This window comes from Coprococcus sp. RTP31081st1_H1_RTP31081_211007 (assembly GCF_040227275.1).
Taxonomy (GTDB): Bacteria; Bacillota; Clostridia; order Lachnospirales; family Lachnospiraceae; genus Coprococcus; species Coprococcus aceti.
Genome location: NZ_JBEHVP010000006.1, coordinates 112,991 through 128,805 on the forward strand (window position 1 = coordinate 112,991; position 15,815 = coordinate 128,805).

The window sequence follows — 15,815 nt, forward strand, 5'->3', positions numbered from 1 at the left end:
GGTGATTTTTATGAAGAGAAGATATACCAGAAGTCAGAGACAACAATTAAAGAAATTCAGAACTCTGGGTGTTCTTATATTTGCCGCAGTCATGGCGATAGGAGCATTTATTGGTCTGCTGTTTTTTGTCAGACCTAAGAAATCCACGGTGGAGAAGAGGACGCTTGCAAAGTTTCCGTCATTCACTATAACGTCATTCCTCGACGGATCATACTTCGAGGACGTGTCACTGTGGTATTCTGACACATACCCTATGAGGGATAAGCTTGTGTCGGCTGACCAGAGCCTTAAGAAGCTGTACGGAATACAGCTCGGAACGCAGGTGGTTGGAGGAAATGCCAAGGGCGATGAGATACCTGATGTGGACAAGAGTGCGGTGACCGCCACTCCTGATGATGCAGGCAAGGCGACAACTGAGAGTACCACGGAGGTTACGACAGAGGATCCTGAGATAGGACTTCCTGCGAGTCTGACATCGAAGAACAAGCAGGATGCGACAACTGAGAGCGGTTCGGTCCAGACGGTCGATCCACCAGATTCAAAGGCTATGGACAAGGCGTTCCAGAAGCAGCTTCAGGACAACCTGTATGTGAAGGATGGTTCTGCGTACAGCCTGTACTATTTCGTTCAGGACTCCGCAACAGAATATATAGATGCTATCAACAATGCAGCGGCACAGCTCTCGGGCCAGACAAATGTGTACGATATTCTTGTGCCGAACAATTCAGGTGTCCTGCTATCGGATGACGAGCTGGATAAGCTTGGCGGCTCCGATCAGAAACAGGCGATAGAGTATTACTATGGCATGATGAATGGCGTGAAGACGGTCGATATATTTGACACGTTAAAGGCGCATAAGGATGAATATATATTCTTCAGGACAGATCACCACTGGACCGCGGATGGCGCGTACTATGCGTATGAGGATTTCTGCAAGACGAAGGGCATAACGGCCATTCCACGTGACAAGAGGAAGACGGATACCTTCAAGGGATTCCTCGGAAGCTTCTACAGCACCCTGCAGAACTCTGACATGAAGAATAATCCTGATACTATATACGCCTACGAACCGATAGGAACAAATGACATGACCTACTGGAACGAGGATGGCTCGGAGCAGAAGTGGAATGTCATAATGGATGTGAATGGATGGGATAAGGGAACCATGTATTCTACATTTGTGGGCGGTGACACGCCGATGGCAGTGATAGAGAACCCGAATGTGACAGACGGTTCATCGTGTGTAGTAATGAAGGAGTCCTACGGAAATGCATTTATTCCATTTCTTGTGGATCACTACTCCAAAATATATATCATAGATTACAGATATTCACAGGTAAACATCCTTGACTTTGTGAAGAGCAAAAAGGTCAATGATTTTATCTGTATAAATAACATATCTCTCATAGGAGATAAAGATGTGGCGGCTACTATAAGCAGTCTGCTGCACTAGGGCATAATCGGAGGATTTGCAGACAGATGCCCGGAGATGGTCAACAGATATATGGAGACTGCTTCTGAAGGTATCAGAGGATTGTTCATGTTCTGCACCATAGATAATGGCAAGGATGTGGACGTGTTCCAGGCGCTTGCAACTGTCGACAGACTTCTCTATCAGGAGAAGCGTGCAAAGAAGCTTCGCCGGATGGCTGAGTAAGACAGATATAAAAGACAAAATATATAAAGGCTTGAAAGAAGGAGAATGTATCATGGAGAGGTTAGGTTTCATAGGCATGGGTAATATGGCACAGGCACTCTGTGCAGGATTTGTGAATTCAGGGAAGATAGCGGCTGAGAGTGTATATGCATATGCACCACACTATGACAAGCTGGTGAAGAACTCAGAGAAGTATGGATTTACTCCGTGTAAGACACTTGCAGAGCTGGTGGATGCCGTGGATACGGTCATCATGGCATGCAAGCCTTATCAGATCAATGACGTTCTCGTTGAGATAGGAGAGAGACTTCACGGCAAGGCTCTTGTGTCGGTGGCAGCTGGCTGGGATTTTAAGAAGTACAGTGAGTATTTTGACAGTTCGGTGAGAGTGCAGTTTGTGATGCCGAATACTCCGGCAATGGTATATGAGGGAGTTATGCTCTTTGAAGCACAGAATTCCCTTGAGGAGGAAGAAAGGATACAGATCAAAGAGCTGTTCGCGGCTGTGGGAATTGTGGAGGAGCTTCCATCGAATCTCATGGGTATAGGTGGAGCAGTTACAGGATGTGGCCCTGCATTTGTTGACCTGTTCATAGAGGGCTATGCGGACGCTGCCGTGAAGTACGGTGTGCCTAGACAGACTGCGTACAGACTCATATCACAGATGATCCTGGGATCTGCCAAGCTTCAGCTTGAGACCGGTGAGCATCCGGGTGTGCTGAAGGACAACGTGTGCTCACCTGCAGGAACAACCATCTGCGGTGTTGCATCCCTCGAGGAGTCAGGCCTCAGGAGTGCATGCATTAAGTCTATAGATGCGATCATGAATAAGTAATAACGGCAAAGCCCCTGTATGATTGAAATATCATACAGGGACTTTTTTATTTCTTGACTTTTTTATTTCTTGAATTTTGAGAGGATGCTTATAAGCTGTCTTATGTTCAGCGGCTTTGACAGGTGTTCGTTCATGCCCGCCAGACGGCATCTTTCGAGATCTTTAGTAAATGTGTTGGCGGTGATGGCGATGATAGGAATGTTCTGTGCATCCGGATGCTCGAGCTTTCTTATGGCGTAGGACGCCGAGATTCCATCCATCACAGGCATCTGAAGATCCATAAGGATGCCGTCGTAGGTTCCGGCAGCAGATGTAGAGAACATGGCAACGCACACGGAGCCGTCCTCAGCGCGCTCACAGGAAATACCATTCATACCCAGAAGTTCAGACACGACCTCATAGTTGAGTTCGTTATCCTCTGCCACCAGAAGGTGCATTCCTACACACAGGGATTCTGCGTCGCTGCTATCACCGGATTGTCCAGACCACAGATCATCCTTTATGATATAAGGGACGTCGATGCTTACCTCGATGATAGTTCCACCACCCGGATTGCTCTGTACTGTGATGGTACCCTGCATTAGATCCACAAGCTCCTTTACTATGGCGAGCCCCAGACCGCTTCCGCGCACTTTGCTGATCCTGGTGTCTGTCTCGCGGGAGAATTTGTTGAACATGCTCGCCTGATATTCAGGCTTTATTCCAATTCCCGTGTCGCTTATTCTGGCGACGAGACGTATCTTATCGGAGCCCGGTATAGTCTCCTCATATAATTCAAACCCAACGTCGCCATGACCAGGTGTGAACTTGATGGAGTTAGACAGCAGGTTAGAGTAGATCTGTTTCAGCTTGAGTCCATCGGCCAGGATGTAGTCGTGATATATATCGTGACAGTTGAAGGTTATATTGAGTCCGTCGTTCATGAGAGCCTGATCGAAAACCATGTTCAGAGTATGACACAGCTCGGATACAGATGTTTCACAAGGCTTAAGCTGCTGTCTGCCGTTTTCCAGATTCGTTATGTCAAGGATGTTGCTGACGAGCTGTTCTATATAAGCCCCGGACGTCCTGAGCTTGCCCAGACAGTCGTCTATCTTGCTTGGATCGCCTAGTGATCGCTTTGCTATGTCGGCAAATCCCATTACGGCATTCAGAGGTGTTCTTATGTCGTGAGCCATCTTGGACAGAAACTCGGACTTTGCCTCGTTTGCATTGTTGGCCTCCTCTGCCAGGAGCATCCAGCTCTGTTCACGTCTCTTTTGTTCGCTGATAAGCCTTGTTACATACAGTATGTTGGTCACGTTGCCAAGAGCATCTCGCTTCTTCACAATAAATCTTGCCGAGTGCCAGTTGCCGTCGTTGGCGAGATAATCCATGGCTATGGTCTCGTCTGTGTGGAGACGTTCTGCGATGGTCGACAGATCAAAGAAATCAAGTATCTTGTCCTGATATTCGGGAACGACGAAGCGGTGACACAGCTCCTTCATCTTGGAGGAAGCTCTTCCCATGCGGCCTGTAAGTCTGTGTACCTTGTTATCGCTGGACACCTCCTCGTACATGTCCTGTGTAAGATCTATCCTGTATATTGAGAAGTAGATCTTGCTTATGGCGGATATGATCTCATTGTTCAGGTTAGCCTCGTCAAGTGCCTCCTGGAGCTGCCTCCTCGAATTTTGTTCAAAGCTCACAAGCTCGTCTATCTGCTTGAAGCCAATCAGCACCCTTGAAGATGAAGCCGCTGAAAAAGGGAATATCTCAGCCTCAAAGTTTTCCTGGCCCACTGCGTTCGGAGTCACCCGGTATCTGTAAGAAAGCTTAGGGTGAGCGGCAAGATGATTCTGTATATGCTCTGCGCTGAGGATTTCTGTGAAGTCCGGGGCAGATTCTTTGATGACATATTTTTCGTAATACTGTCCGATCAGCTCTGAGTAGCAGAATGTTTTCCCAGCTTTGATGTCGTGTATGTGGGCAGCATTTGCCGCTGGGTCAAGCTTTAAAGGCTCGAGAGAATCATTCTGAAGATCCACGCAGTAGACGGATATGTAGTCCGTGCACAGAACAGACATGAACGTCCTTTCACGGTTCAGATCCGACAGGCTCTTTTCGAGAGAATTATTGCGCTGCTCAAGAAGCTCGGTCATTCTGAGAGTCTCCCTTACATTTCCGAGATGACCGCCCACAACCCCAAGCAGACTTATAAAGGATTCCGAACTCTCTATGTGGGGATTGTCCACACCGATAAAGCCTTTGAGCTGGTCCTTATAGAAGATAGGAAATGCTATTTCAGAGTGGATATCCTGCATGACCAGAAGCTGATACTCGGAAGGCATGAGATCCTTCACATCCTCCACGTTATCTATGATCATACTGTCGCCGCGCTCAAATGCTTCCAGCCAGTAAGGCATGTCGGCGGAATCAACGGACTGAAGATTGTCAATCCATGGCTGCACATTGTCACCGCACCACTCATATGAGTTGCGGAATACGTTGTCAGTCTCATCCCAGTCAAAAATATAAACTCGTTCTGACGAAGTGCAACTTCCGATGATACGGAGCAGAGTCTGTATGGATGCTCGGAGTTCAAAACGGTTCTGGGCTCTGTCAATGGCAACCATCTGCTGTAGTATAACAAAATTATCCATAAAATACCCCCCCTTTAGGTGTGTAGATTTTTGATATATTAATACATAAAGCTCTGTTTTTAAGACAATTTTACCTATTTTGAGAGAAAAAATCCATATTAATGTCAATTAATTCCATAGACAATATTTGTTAAAGACAATAGAATTAATGCGGGTATTTACAAAGATTTTGCGTAATTATACAAAAGATCCAATATATGAAAAATACAAAAGCAGTTGCAAGTGAAAATACTACATTGAGGAGTGGATCAAATGAGAGAAAAAGTTTTGATTGTTGATGACATCGAACTGAACAGAGAGATTCTGGCGGTTGCGCTTGGCGATGAGTACGAGGTACTGCAGGCATCAGATGGTGTACAGACGATAGAGATCCTGAAAACGGATAGCGAGGGGATAACTGCTATGCTGCTGGATCTCATCATGCCGAATGTGGATGGATACGCTGTACTGGATTATATGAGAGAGCATGGTCTGCTGGAGAGGATACCGGTTATCGTCATAAGTGCTGAATCCGCAAGGGATGTTGAGGTGAAATGTCTTGAGATGGGTGTTACGGATTTCATAAGAAAGCCATTTGACAGTGTTACGGTCAGGAGAAGAGTCAAGAACACAGCCGAGCTGTTCATGTACAAGAATCATCTGGAGGATAAAGTCAGACTGCAGACAAGAGAGCTGGAGGAGAAGAACAAACTGTTTCAGGCTCAGGCAGAGCAGATACGTGAGACCAATGAGAAGATAGTGGACGTTTTAGGCACGGTTGTTGAATACAGGAATCTTGAGAGCGGTGAGCATATCAAGAGGGTAAAGGAATTTACCAATATACTTGCAGAGAAGGCTGCGGAGAAATATCCGGAGTACGGCCTTACACCGGAGAAGATAGCTGTAATAGTTGCAGCCAGTCCACTTCATGACATAGGCAAGATAGCCATTAAGGACAGTGTGCTCCTGAAGCCGGGCAGGCTTACAGATGAAGAGTTTGAATATATGAAGACCCACACGACAAAGGGCTGTGAGATACTTACACAGATTGCAGGCACGTGGAGTGAGGAATACGAGAAGATCAGCTATGAGATATGCCGCCACCATCATGAGAGATATGATGGAAAGGGCTATCCTGACGGACTGGCAGGTGAGGATATACCGATATCGGCACAGCTTGTGTCCATAGCGGATGTGTATGACGCTCTTGTGAGTGACAGGGTATACAAGAAGGCTATAGAGAAGGGCAAGGCATATCAGATGATACTTGATGGAGAGTGTGGAACATTTTCACCGAGACTTATAGAGTGCTTCAAGGAGTCCAGACAGGAATTTGAAGAGCTTGTGTGCAGATATGAGATGAAGAAGGAGAACCAGATATGAACATCAGAGAGTGTTATGATACAATAGGAGCAGATTTTGAGGATGTACTTGGCAGACTTGGCAGTGAGAGCCTTATACAGAGATTCGCACTTAAGTTTATAGATGATGGAAGCTACAATGAACTGACAGAGGCTCTTGCGGAGAAGAATGCCGAGAAGGCATTCAGGGCAGCACATACACTGAAGGGGATATGCCTGAACCTTGGACTTAAGAATCTGTATACAGTGAGCTCGGATCTGACAGAGAAGCTCAGGGGGAGAGAGCTTGATGGATATGAGGCTTTGTATGAGAAGGTCAGTGAGCAGTATAAGATAACTGTAAATGCTCTTAAGAGTGTTGAATAGATCATTGTAGTGTGAGAAAATAGAAGAGATTTATGAGATGAAGAAGAGGACTATTGCCAGAATGATGGCGGCTGTTATGGCCGTGAGTATGCTTGCTGGTTGTGGTGATTCAGACGGCGATACAGCGAAGAAGGTGAATCTTGATCCAGATCATCCGGTATCACTGAAGATATGGCATTACTACAATGGAACCCTAGCAGGCAATATTTGACGATCTGGTTGATGAGTTCAATGCTACCAAGGGCAAGGATGAAGGGATATCTGTCCAAGCCGGTGAACATAGGAAAGTTTGAGGAAATGCTCTACGAGGTATGGGGCAGTCATAACAGAGAATTCAGCGTATTGCGCTAAGGGGGGTAAATATGACACAGCACTTGCAGACGATGATGTGTGAATACACCATACTGATAATCATGCTCTATATAGGTGTGAGATGTCTTAATCAAAGAAATAATAAGATCATAAGATCGTTTTCTCATTTTGTATTCGGAGTAATTGCTTTCCAGATAATAAATATACCTGTAAGAATGGTTGACGCAGGACTGGTGCGTATGCCGGCCGCGGTGGTTTTTGTGTTGAATTGCGGATTCATGATCGCAGAGACATTTGTGACATATGAATGGTTTTATTTTTTCGAGAGCATACAGAATTCATTATTTGTGGAAAAAAAGATAATACGGGCATTGCGCAGTATTCCGCTTGTTCTGATGATTGTGCTGTGTGTGGTCTCGTGGTGGACAGGCTGGCTTTTCTACGTGGATGATACGGGCATGTATCGCAGAGGAGCATTGTTCGCACTTCAGGTGGTACTTCCATATACCTATGTATTTGTGACACTCGTCAGTGCGATAGTATATTCCATTACCAGAAGAGAGAAAAGATCTGCCGTCATCATAACTATAGCACTCATACCTGCGCTTATATGTTCAGTGTTGCAGATTGTTGCGGGTGGTTCTTATGTTCTGGCTGGACTGACGCTTTCGGCGATGTTCGTGTATATAGAGCTCTGCATGGAGGATATTAGAAAGGTTGAGAAGCTTGAGGTTATCGAGAAGGCCAACCACGAGCTGGAGAATGCTCTGGATATGGCGAATAAGGCTAACAACGCTAAGACGGTGTTCCTCAACTCCATGTCTCATGATATAAGAACCCCTATGAACGCGATAATAGGCTTCACAGACCTTCTGAATGACAACCTGTCCGACCAGGACAAGGCGCGCGATTATATAGCCAAGATCAGATCATCAAGTGATTATCTGCTGTCCCTTATCAACAATGTATTGGAGATGGCAAGGATAGAGAGCGGCAAGACAGAACTGGACGAGAGCAGTATATCACTTAAAAGTCTTGATTCGGTGTACTGGCTGTTTGAAAGTCAGATGAAGGAGAAGAACATAGACTTTACATGGAATGTGAATGTGAAGCATAACAATATTCTATGTGATGTAGTGAAGATAAAAGAGATACTCATGAACATCATCAACAACGCATATAAGTATTCTCTTCCAGGAGACAGCGTTGCGGTGAAGATCGATGAGCTTCCATGCGACAGGGATGGTTATGTGAGGATACGCACAGTGGTCAGTGACACGGGAATTGAAATGTCGGAGGATTTCCTGGAGCATATATTTGAGGATTTCAGCAGGGAACAGACATCCACGGAGAGCGGACAGTTTGGAACAGGACTTGGCATGGCTATAGTTAAGAAGATAGTCGACCTTATGGGGGGAGATATAGATGTGCAGAGTGAACCGGGAAAGGGTACGACATTTACTGTTACACTTGAGCATCGTATATCCCAGAATGTTGAGGATGCTGGTTCGGTAGAGAAGCGCAACGAGGATTATTCATTTGAGGGCAGAAGGATAATCCTGGCGGAGGATAACGATCTGAACGCTGAGATAACAATGACGATACTTGCCGGTGCGGGCATGGAGGTCGACAGAGCCGCAGACGGAATCCAGTGTATAGACATGCTGGAGAAAGCGGAGCCGGGATACTACGATCTCATCCTCATGGATATACAGATGCCGAACATGGATGGTTACAAGGCAACCATGATCATACGAAAGCTGGACGACAGACGCCTGGCGGATATACCTATAATCGCTATGACTGCAAATGCGTTCAACGAAGACCGTAAGAAAGCCTTTGAGGTGGGCATGAACGGATACATAGCCAAGCCGATAAGCGCAGAGGATCTAAAGATGACGCTGGCTGGGATCGTGGAAGAATAATTTTGATGATTTTCCACATAATAACTCCAAAGCAATTATTTAACATGCAATGGAGGGTTAATACTGTTTATGAAGGCGACAGGAATAGTGAGAAGGATAGACGATCTCGGAAGGATAGTCGTTCCGAAGGAGATAAGAAAGGTTCTCAGGATAAGAGAGGGGGACCCGTTGGAGATATTTACCGGCAAGGAGGGCGAGATAGTTCTCAAGAAGTATTCGCCCATGGCTGATCTGACTGCATTTGCACAGCAGTATGTGGAGGCCATATCCCAGAGCCTTGGGCTTCCCGTGGCTATCACGGATCGTGATTCTGTCATAGCGGTGGCGGGGATGCCTAAGAGGGAGCTGATGGGCAAGGAGCTTCACAGTGAGCTTGAGAGCGTGATAAACGACAGGAAAGCGATAGTTGCCCGCAAAGGCGATGCGAAGTTCATACACATAACCACAGACGACCTGGATTTCGATGGACAGGTGGTGCAGACCATTATATCAGAGGGCGATGCAGTGGGCTCTGTCATCGTGATAGTGCGTGACAGCGGACACAGAATAGGAGAGATAGAGCAAAAAGCAGCGGTAATCGCGGCGGCATTTCTGGGCAAACAGATGGAAGGGTAGCCGGTAATGCAAGAATTTGGCAAAAAGTGAGTAAAATCAAGGGGTTTCGGCCTCGAAATCCCTTATTTTCCTTGACAAATATAACCATTTTAGGTATAACTATACATGTTGAGCTCAGAGTTTTCTGCTTTTGCGGGTAGCAGGCGGATGACAGAGAGCATTTATTTTTTTAAAGGAGGAATTATCTAATGAATAAGACAGAATTAGTTGCAGCAATCGCTGAGAAGACAGAATTATCAAAGAAGGACGCTGAGGCAGCATTAAAGGCTTTCACAGACGTTGTAGCAGATGAGTTAAAGAAAGGTGAGAAGATTCAGTTAGTTGGATTTGGTACATTCGAGGTATCAGAGAGACCAGCTAGAGAGGGTAGAAACCCAAGAACTGGCGAGACAATGACAATCGCTGCTTCAAAGGCACCTAAGTTCAAGGCTGGAAAGGCATTAAAGGATTCAATCAACTAATCTTTAAGGGTTTGATATGAGACTTGATAAATACCTTAAGGTATCCAGAATCATCAAGAGAAGAACCGTGGCGAATGAGGCATGCGATGCCGGAAGAGTCATGGTCAACGACAAAGTGGCTAAGGCCGGAACCGATGTCAAGGTTGGAGATGTTATCGAGATAGAATTTGGCAACAAGACGGTGAAGGTCAGAGTTACAATGATTGCAGATTCCACTAAAAAGGAAGATGCCAAGGATATGTTTGAGTATGTGTAAAAATATGCCGGAATATACATAGTGTATTCCGGCATATTTTTTTTGTGGGCTCATATAGTTTATTAAATAGCTTGAGAAGGTTTCTGAACATGGGGGAAGTTAATAAGGCAAAAACCCACAAGGTGGTCATGGACAACAGGAACAGTCTGTCCATGACAGGGATCAGCAAGGTCACATCCATAGATCCTGATCTGGTTCTGCTGGTGACCGAGCAGGGGAAACTCAAGATAATAGGCAAGAATATGCAGGCGACAAATCTGGACCTTGACAAGGGAATACTGGATCTCACAGGAAATATCAACTCCATGATATATTCGGGTGACAAGGAAGGTGCTTTTTCTATAAAGGGGTTGTTCAAGTGATGAGCGATATGGCGGCAGGGCAGCTCTGGGGATATGGGATAAGTGTTGCAGCCGGAGCGTGCTCAGGTGTACTGGGATCGCTGTTCTGGTTCATCTCAAAGCTCTTTAGGAACAGCCGCGCGGTGGCGTGGATATGCGATATTACACTTTGGTTGATATTAAGTGTAGTAGTTATGGCGGTCAGTTACATATGCTGTGACGGAGATCTGAGACTATATATTTTTTTAGGATTTTTTTCAAGTTTTTTACTTGTATTTTTTACTATAAATTGGGCTGCTTCGAAAATTGCAAACCATATATTGTATAAGAAAAAACAAGATTCAAAAAATGTGAAAATGTGACGGCAAAAAGTGCGTTGACATAATTAGTCTTAAATAGTAAAATTATGTCAATATGTTCGTTTGGCTACGAACTTTTTGTATATTATTACAAGAAAAGACAAGTAATAAAGTAATGAATGGGGAGTTTCTAATGAGTAAGACGGTCGGCAGATCAAAGTCAAAAAAGAATAACAAGATCACAACGAAGCTTGGAATGGTTCTGGTTGTGAGCTGTCTGATATTGCTGGCAGTGGTTGTACTGTACAAAGCACAGAGCCTGAAAGCACAGAAGGAGAGCCTGCAGGTTCAGGCGGCGGAGCTTCAGGAACAGCTTGACAGTGCGAAGGAAGATTATAAGAAGCTTGAAGAGCGTGAGAAATATATGCAGACAGATGAGTATGTTGAGGATGTGGCCAGATCACAGCTCGGTCTCATATATCCTGACGAGATCGTGGTAAAGCCTGAGGAATAAAGTCAGAACATAGCGGATGCTGATTTCAGCATTCGCTATTTTTTTGCGCATTTGACGGATATACTTCTTGTCACTATGAACAGGAAGGCGGGAAAATGTTGATGAGAGAAAAGGTAAATGGGTTCGTCGGAGTGATGGCGGTGGCTATTCTGTGTATGGTCAGCGGCTTATGCATGGTCTGGGGGATAGCCCCGGTGGTTCTGGCTGTGTATGTGGCGGCCTGTGCGGTGTGTGGGAGATACATGATAACCTGCATCGGGTGTGCGGCGGGAGTCGCAGCCGGATCTATGGGCATAGCAGGGCTGTTGCACGCATATGAGTATATGATACCGGGGCCTGTGTATTCCGGTGTGATGGTGACGGAGAAATATCTGGTGCTGCTGGGACTTGCGATGTGTCTTATGAAGATCGTGTACTCCAGAAATTCCGGATCGTATGTCAGGGTGATCGTCGTCATGTCGGCTGCCGTGCTTATGGGAAACATAGTGGTATATGCGGATAACATGCTTATGGCTGCAGCTTATGGAGTGGTGGAGGCTGCGATATTCATGTGTGCCAGTGTGATACTGAAACCGGGGATTGGACTTCTATATACATATATCTGCGGGGATGCCTCGGATGTGGAGAGGGATGAGAGCTGGAATATAAGTCAGGGCATAGTGAGCCTCATGGCGCTGGCGGCGGTCGTTCTGTGGGTTGTTCCGGGTGAGGATATCTACGGTGTGAATCCGGCATTTATGCTAGCTCTGGTTCTGATATTGTACGCGGTGTATAGAACTGGAGCGGTGTACGGATGCGGAATGGCGGCGGTGGCGGGAAGCATTGTGTCGGTCAAGCTGAATGACAGCAGGTGGCTCATGTGGATGCTCCTTGTGACGCTGGTCATGCTCATAGGCCGGGCACTCACCGGGAGAAGAAAGGCGTCTGCAAGTCTGTTCTATGTTCTGGGATGCGTTCTTGCCTCCGTGGCGGATGGAACAGTGCTGTGGAACGGCTCTGGGCGGGAGATCGCATTTTACTATATAAATATCGCCGTTCCGGTCGTATTGTTTGCGTGTATACCTGGTGCTCTGCTGGGCGCCATGGACGAGGAGACAGATCCGGCGTGTCTTCAGGCGGCCGCTGCGGAGATTAACAGACTCACGGCCTGCAAGATAGAAGATATGGCAAATGTGTTCAGACGGCTCGATTATACATTTGCCGGGAGCGATGAGCCGGCGATAAGCCTGGGACAGATCGGCGAGCTCGTGGATGGCTTCAGGAGACAGATAGATCTGATAGGTGAGGCGAGGGAGATATCAGATGAAAAGCTGCTGGGGCAGATAAGATCGCTGGGGATGGACGAGGTCAGGGTCACGGCATCCATGGACAGTGGCAACAGGAGCCGATACTATGTGGCGGGAAGAACGTCAGGTCAGGGCATGGTGCTGTCAAGACAGGTGGCTGATGTACTGAGTGGGTACTTCAGGAAGAATATAAGGGCGGGCATGGATTCGCCGAGTCTTTTCTTCGATGAGTACAGATCTGCCGTGTACGAGGAGGCGGCGCGTTATAAGGGGCGTTACCATGTCAGAAGGATAAAGAAATATGGCTCTCCGGTGTCGGGGGATAATTTCTCGGTGAAGGAGTATGAGGATGGCAGGCTGGTGATGATGCTGTCTGACGGCATGGGAAGCGGAAGCCTGGCCTCCTGCGAGAGCTGCATGATGCTGGACACCATGGAGGAGCTGCTGGAGGCGGGATTTGCCCCGGAGTACAGCATTGCATTTGCCAATCGATGTATGTCCAGGAGAAATAAGGGCAGAATATTCACGACATTTGATATGGTGGTCATAGACATGTACGACGGCACCATGAGGAGCTTCAAGCAGGGGGCGTCGGTGACCTATGTGATACGCCCGGGCGATGATGGAAATGAGGTCAGTCAGATAACGAGCACTACTCTTCCCGTGGGCGTGCTGGACGATGCCGAGTGCGACATGGCGGATGTGAAACTTGCGGCGGGGGATGCCGTGGTCATGGTGAGCGATGGACTCTCGGATATGGATGTGTCCGATCACATGCAGGATGTGCTCAAGGGAATAAGAGTGGGTGACAGCAGACGGATGGTCGATGATATACTGGGCGCCATGATAGGACAGGGGGATGTGTCGCTTCGGGATGACGTGACGGTCATGGCGGCGGTGATATCAGGATCTGAGAAAAGTAGCGCAGCCTGAGTAACTCTATGCTATAATATGAAATTATGATATTTACAGAAGGATAAATGTATGGATGTATTTGAAAAAGATGTTCTTGAGTATATAAAAAAATACCACATGTTTGATGGTATAAGTCACTGCGTGTGCGGTGTGTCCGGCGGCGCGGATTCGGTGAGCCTGCTCACGGTGCTGGCAAGGCACAGGGCGGAGCTGGGAATAGATATACACGTTGTACACATAAATCACATGATACGCGGTGAGGCTGCGGATGGTGACCAGAGCTACGTTGAGACTTTGAGTGGTGAATATGGTGTCACATGCGACTCTTACAGGATCGATGTCAGGAAGCTTGCGGAGCAGGCCGGACAGACCGTGGAGGAGGCCGGACGCCATGCAAGATATGATGCATTTGACAGAATGCGTGCCAGATATGTGGATGAGGGCTGTGTGATCGCAGTCGCCCACAACCGCAACGATGTGGCTGAGACGGTTCTGTTCAACATGGCGAGGGGAACCGGAATGGGCGGCATAAAGGGTATAGCCCCGGTGAGGAATCACATAGTGAGACCGCTTCTTGGGAGCGACAGGAGCCACATAGAGGAATATCTTGACCGGCAGGGGATCAGATACTGTACGGATGCCACCAACAATGAGGATGATTACACCAGGAACAAGATAAGACACAGGATACTTCCTCTTATGAATGAGATAAATGGACAGGCCACGGAGCACATTTGCCAGATGGCCATGATGGCGGCTGATTACGAGCGGCTTGCTGCCGGACTGGTTGATGATTTCCTGACGGGACAGGGAATTGATGTCAGAAGTGAAGGCTGTGGCTGGACCGGAGACAGCACTGACCGGAGATATGAGCTGGACATGGCGGCTCTCAAGGAGCAGGACAGGCTCGTGCAGGAGCTTGTCATAAGAAAGCTCATCGGAATGGTGTGCGGAGGCCTGAAGGATATCGGCGTGAGCCATGTGTCGGAGGTTACGAAGCTGTACTCGGCTGACACCGGGGCGGGGCTCAATCTTCCTGCCGGTGCGAGGGTGTGGCTGGAGTACGGCAGACTGGTATTTGCCGGCGGTGAGAACCGCGCCGGTGACCAGAGCTGTCAGGACGGCGGGCTGCCGGGCTGCGTGGACATAGACATCACCTGTGATGGTGAGTATGAGCTGTGTGAGGGAAGGCTTACGGTCAGGATCTACGACAGACCTGAAGCCCTTGATCTTGCAAAAAAAGAGTGTACGAAGTTTCTTGATTATGGTAAAATAAAACAGTGTCTGCAGTTGCGGACATTTGAAAACGGGGATTATATAGTCGTTAATTCTGCGGGCTCGAGAAAGAAGCTCAACCGTCTGTATACTGACTGTAAGATACCGGTGGACAAGCGGCGTCATATTCCACTTGTGACATCCGGGCAGGAGGTCGTGTGGGCCGTGGGACTTAGGATTGGCGAGAATTATAAAGTGACAGAAGATACACAAAAGATAATTGAGTTGAATTTTAACAGGAGGAAACAGAGTTGAAAGAACAGATTGGTGTTATGCTCAGCAGCAGTGAGGTGGAAAACAGAATAAGCGAGATGGCAGCAGCCATAGATAAGGCATATGAGGGAAAGACGATACATTTGATCGGAATCCTTAAGGGAAGTGTGTTCTTCATGTGTGAGCTTGCGAAGAGAAAGAAGAGTCCGGTCACCATGGACTTCATGTCTGTGAGCAGCTATGGCGATGGAACAAAGTCATCAGGTATTGTCAAGCTGAACAAGGACCTTGATGAGTCTATAGAGGGAAAGGATGTAATCATCGTGGAGGACATTCTTGATTCGGGAAGAACCCTTTCATACCTTGTGAAGCTTCTCGGCGAGAGAAAGCCTGCAAGCCTTGAGGTTGTGACCCTGCTTGACAAGCCGGACAGAAGAGTTATCCCGGTTGAGCTGTATATGACAGGTTTTGAGATCCCTGACAGATTTGTTGTGGGATACGGCCTTGACTGTGCCCAGAAGTACAGAAACCTTCCATATATAGGTGTCATAGAGCAGTAATAT

At 47.2% G+C, this 15,815-nt stretch carries 18 protein-coding genes; 17 read left to right on the forward strand and 1 reads right to left on the reverse strand.

Annotated features, from left to right (window positions below):
* Positions 1-10 precede the first annotated feature (10 nt).
* From ABUA31_RS10670 to proC, 3 genes are read left to right on the forward strand one after another with little or no spacing between them, the layout of a single operon-like run.
* Positions 11-1,453 carry a DHHW family protein gene (locus ABUA31_RS10670; RefSeq protein WP_015534599.1) on the forward strand — a complete coding sequence of 481 codons (1,443 nt, stop codon included), beginning with the start codon at positions 11-13 and terminating at the stop codon, positions 1,451-1,453.
* A gap of 36 nt (positions 1,454-1,489) precedes the next feature.
* The gene (locus tag ABUA31_RS10675; RefSeq protein ID WP_349818593.1) at positions 1,490-1,657 is read left to right on the forward strand and encodes a hypothetical protein; all 168 of its coding nucleotides are present in this window, start codon (positions 1,490-1,492) and stop codon (positions 1,655-1,657) included.
* 52 nt (positions 1,658-1,709) lie between these two features.
* Positions 1,710-2,492: a pyrroline-5-carboxylate reductase gene (gene proC, locus ABUA31_RS10680; RefSeq protein ID WP_015534601.1), complete on the forward strand. Its 783-nt coding sequence runs from the start codon at positions 1,710-1,712 to the stop codon at positions 2,490-2,492.
* A gap of 62 nt (positions 2,493-2,554) precedes the next feature.
* Here the strand turns inward: proC and ABUA31_RS10685 are convergent, their stop codons facing one another.
* The gene (locus ABUA31_RS10685; RefSeq protein WP_349818592.1) at positions 2,555-5,134 is read right to left on the reverse strand and encodes a hybrid sensor histidine kinase/response regulator; all 2,580 of its coding nucleotides are present in this window, start codon (positions 5,132-5,134) and stop codon (positions 2,555-2,557) included.
* A gap of 252 nt (positions 5,135-5,386) precedes the next feature.
* Here ABUA31_RS10685 and ABUA31_RS10690 point away from each other — a divergent pair, with 252 nt between their 5' ends.
* The 14 genes from ABUA31_RS10690 (at position 5,387) to hpt (ending at position 15,812) form a co-directional block, all read left to right on the forward strand.
* Positions 5,387-6,496 (forward strand): HD domain-containing phosphohydrolase, encoded by a 1,110-nt coding sequence (locus tag ABUA31_RS10690; RefSeq protein WP_022217003.1) that lies wholly within the window; start codon positions 5,387-5,389, stop codon positions 6,494-6,496.
* Positions 6,493-6,840, forward strand: coding sequence for an Hpt domain-containing protein (locus ABUA31_RS10695; protein WP_022217002.1), 348 nt, complete (start codon positions 6,493-6,495; stop codon positions 6,838-6,840). The genes ABUA31_RS10690 and ABUA31_RS10695 overlap by 4 nt, the downstream gene beginning before the upstream one ends.
* 37 nt (positions 6,841-6,877) lie before the next feature.
* The gene (locus ABUA31_RS10700; protein ID WP_015534605.1) at positions 6,878-7,051 is read left to right on the forward strand and encodes a hypothetical protein; all 174 of its coding nucleotides are present in this window, start codon (positions 6,878-6,880) and stop codon (positions 7,049-7,051) included.
* Positions 7,048-7,191 (forward strand): hypothetical protein, encoded by a 144-nt coding sequence (locus tag ABUA31_RS10705; RefSeq protein WP_349818591.1) that lies wholly within the window; start codon positions 7,048-7,050, stop codon positions 7,189-7,191. The genes ABUA31_RS10700 and ABUA31_RS10705 overlap by 4 nt, the downstream gene beginning before the upstream one ends.
* A gap of 11 nt (positions 7,192-7,202) precedes the next feature.
* The gene (locus ABUA31_RS10710) at positions 7,203-9,077 is read left to right on the forward strand and encodes a hybrid sensor histidine kinase/response regulator (protein ID WP_349818590.1); all 1,875 of its coding nucleotides are present in this window, start codon (positions 7,203-7,205) and stop codon (positions 9,075-9,077) included.
* 69 nt (positions 9,078-9,146) lie between these two features.
* Positions 9,147-9,692, forward strand: a complete 546-nt coding sequence (spoVT, locus tag ABUA31_RS10715) for a stage V sporulation protein T (protein ID WP_349818589.1) — start codon at positions 9,147-9,149, stop codon at positions 9,690-9,692.
* 188 nt (positions 9,693-9,880) lie between these two features.
* Entirely contained in the window at positions 9,881-10,153 is a 273-nt protein-coding gene (hbs, locus tag ABUA31_RS10720; protein ID WP_015534609.1) for a non-specific DNA-binding protein Hbs, read from the forward strand.
* A gap of 16 nt (positions 10,154-10,169) precedes the next feature.
* Positions 10,170-10,409, forward strand: a complete 240-nt coding sequence (locus tag ABUA31_RS10725; protein WP_015534610.1) for an RNA-binding S4 domain-containing protein — start codon at positions 10,170-10,172, stop codon at positions 10,407-10,409.
* An 89-nt stretch (positions 10,410-10,498) separates the two neighbouring features.
* On the forward strand, positions 10,499-10,771 hold the full coding sequence (locus tag ABUA31_RS10730; RefSeq protein ID WP_055272159.1) for a YabP/YqfC family sporulation protein: 273 nt from the start codon (positions 10,499-10,501) through the stop codon (positions 10,769-10,771).
* Positions 10,772-10,779: 8 nt separating this feature from the next.
* On the forward strand, positions 10,780-11,112 hold the full coding sequence (yabQ, locus tag ABUA31_RS10735; protein WP_349819983.1) for a spore cortex biosynthesis protein YabQ: 333 nt from the start codon (positions 10,780-10,782) through the stop codon (positions 11,110-11,112).
* 130 nt (positions 11,113-11,242) lie between these two features.
* Positions 11,243-11,563, forward strand: coding sequence for an FtsB family cell division protein (locus ABUA31_RS10740; RefSeq protein ID WP_055145071.1), 321 nt, complete (start codon positions 11,243-11,245; stop codon positions 11,561-11,563).
* Between the two features lie 95 nt (positions 11,564-11,658).
* Positions 11,659-13,782, forward strand: coding sequence for a SpoIIE family protein phosphatase (locus ABUA31_RS10745; RefSeq protein WP_349818587.1), 2,124 nt, complete (start codon positions 11,659-11,661; stop codon positions 13,780-13,782).
* 51 nt (positions 13,783-13,833) lie between these two features.
* Complete coding sequence (tilS, locus tag ABUA31_RS10750) at positions 13,834-15,294, forward strand: tRNA lysidine(34) synthetase TilS (protein ID WP_349818586.1); 1,461 nt, start codon at positions 13,834-13,836, stop codon at positions 15,292-15,294.
* On the forward strand, positions 15,291-15,812 hold the full coding sequence (gene hpt / locus ABUA31_RS10755; protein ID WP_349818585.1) for a hypoxanthine phosphoribosyltransferase: 522 nt from the start codon (positions 15,291-15,293) through the stop codon (positions 15,810-15,812). Before tilS ends, hpt begins: the two co-directional genes overlap by 4 nt.
* Positions 15,813-15,815 lie beyond the last annotated feature (3 nt).

Excerpts from the sequence above, each read along its gene's own strand:
- ABUA31_RS10745 (WP_349818587.1), top strand. The coding sequence starts at position 11,659 with ATGTTGATGAGAGAAAAGGTAAATGGGTTCGTCGGAGTGATGGCGGTG.
- ABUA31_RS10695 (WP_022217002.1), top strand. The coding sequence starts at position 6,493 with ATGAACATCAGAGAGTGTTATGATACAATAGGAGCAGATTTTGAGGAT.
- ABUA31_RS10690 (WP_022217003.1), top strand. The coding sequence starts at position 5,387 with ATGAGAGAAAAAGTTTTGATTGTTGATGACATCGAACTGAACAGAGAG.
- hbs (WP_015534609.1), top strand. The coding sequence starts at position 9,881 with ATGAATAAGACAGAATTAGTTGCAGCAATCGCTGAGAAGACAGAATTA.
- spoVT (WP_349818589.1), top strand. The coding sequence starts at position 9,147 with ATGAAGGCGACAGGAATAGTGAGAAGGATAGACGATCTCGGAAGGATA.
- ABUA31_RS10725 (WP_015534610.1), top strand. The coding sequence starts at position 10,170 with ATGAGACTTGATAAATACCTTAAGGTATCCAGAATCATCAAGAGAAGA.
- ABUA31_RS10710 (WP_349818590.1), top strand. The coding sequence starts at position 7,203 with ATGACACAGCACTTGCAGACGATGATGTGTGAATACACCATACTGATA.
- yabQ (WP_349819983.1), top strand. The coding sequence starts at position 10,780 with ATGGCGGCAGGGCAGCTCTGGGGATATGGGATAAGTGTTGCAGCCGGA.
- ABUA31_RS10675 (WP_349818593.1), top strand. The coding sequence starts at position 1,490 with ATGGTCAACAGATATATGGAGACTGCTTCTGAAGGTATCAGAGGATTG.
- ABUA31_RS10685 (WP_349818592.1), bottom strand. The coding sequence starts at position 5,134 with ATGGATAATTTTGTTATACTACAGCAGATGGTTGCCATTGACAGAGCC.
- proC (WP_015534601.1), top strand. The coding sequence starts at position 1,710 with ATGGAGAGGTTAGGTTTCATAGGCATGGGTAATATGGCACAGGCACTC.
- tilS (WP_349818586.1), top strand. The coding sequence starts at position 13,834 with ATGGATGTATTTGAAAAAGATGTTCTTGAGTATATAAAAAAATACCAC.
- ABUA31_RS10740 (WP_055145071.1), top strand. The coding sequence starts at position 11,243 with ATGAGTAAGACGGTCGGCAGATCAAAGTCAAAAAAGAATAACAAGATC.
- ABUA31_RS10670 (WP_015534599.1), top strand. The coding sequence starts at position 11 with ATGAAGAGAAGATATACCAGAAGTCAGAGACAACAATTAAAGAAATTC.
- ABUA31_RS10700 (WP_015534605.1), top strand. The coding sequence starts at position 6,878 with ATGAAGAAGAGGACTATTGCCAGAATGATGGCGGCTGTTATGGCCGTG.
- ABUA31_RS10730 (WP_055272159.1), top strand. The coding sequence starts at position 10,499 with ATGGGGGAAGTTAATAAGGCAAAAACCCACAAGGTGGTCATGGACAAC.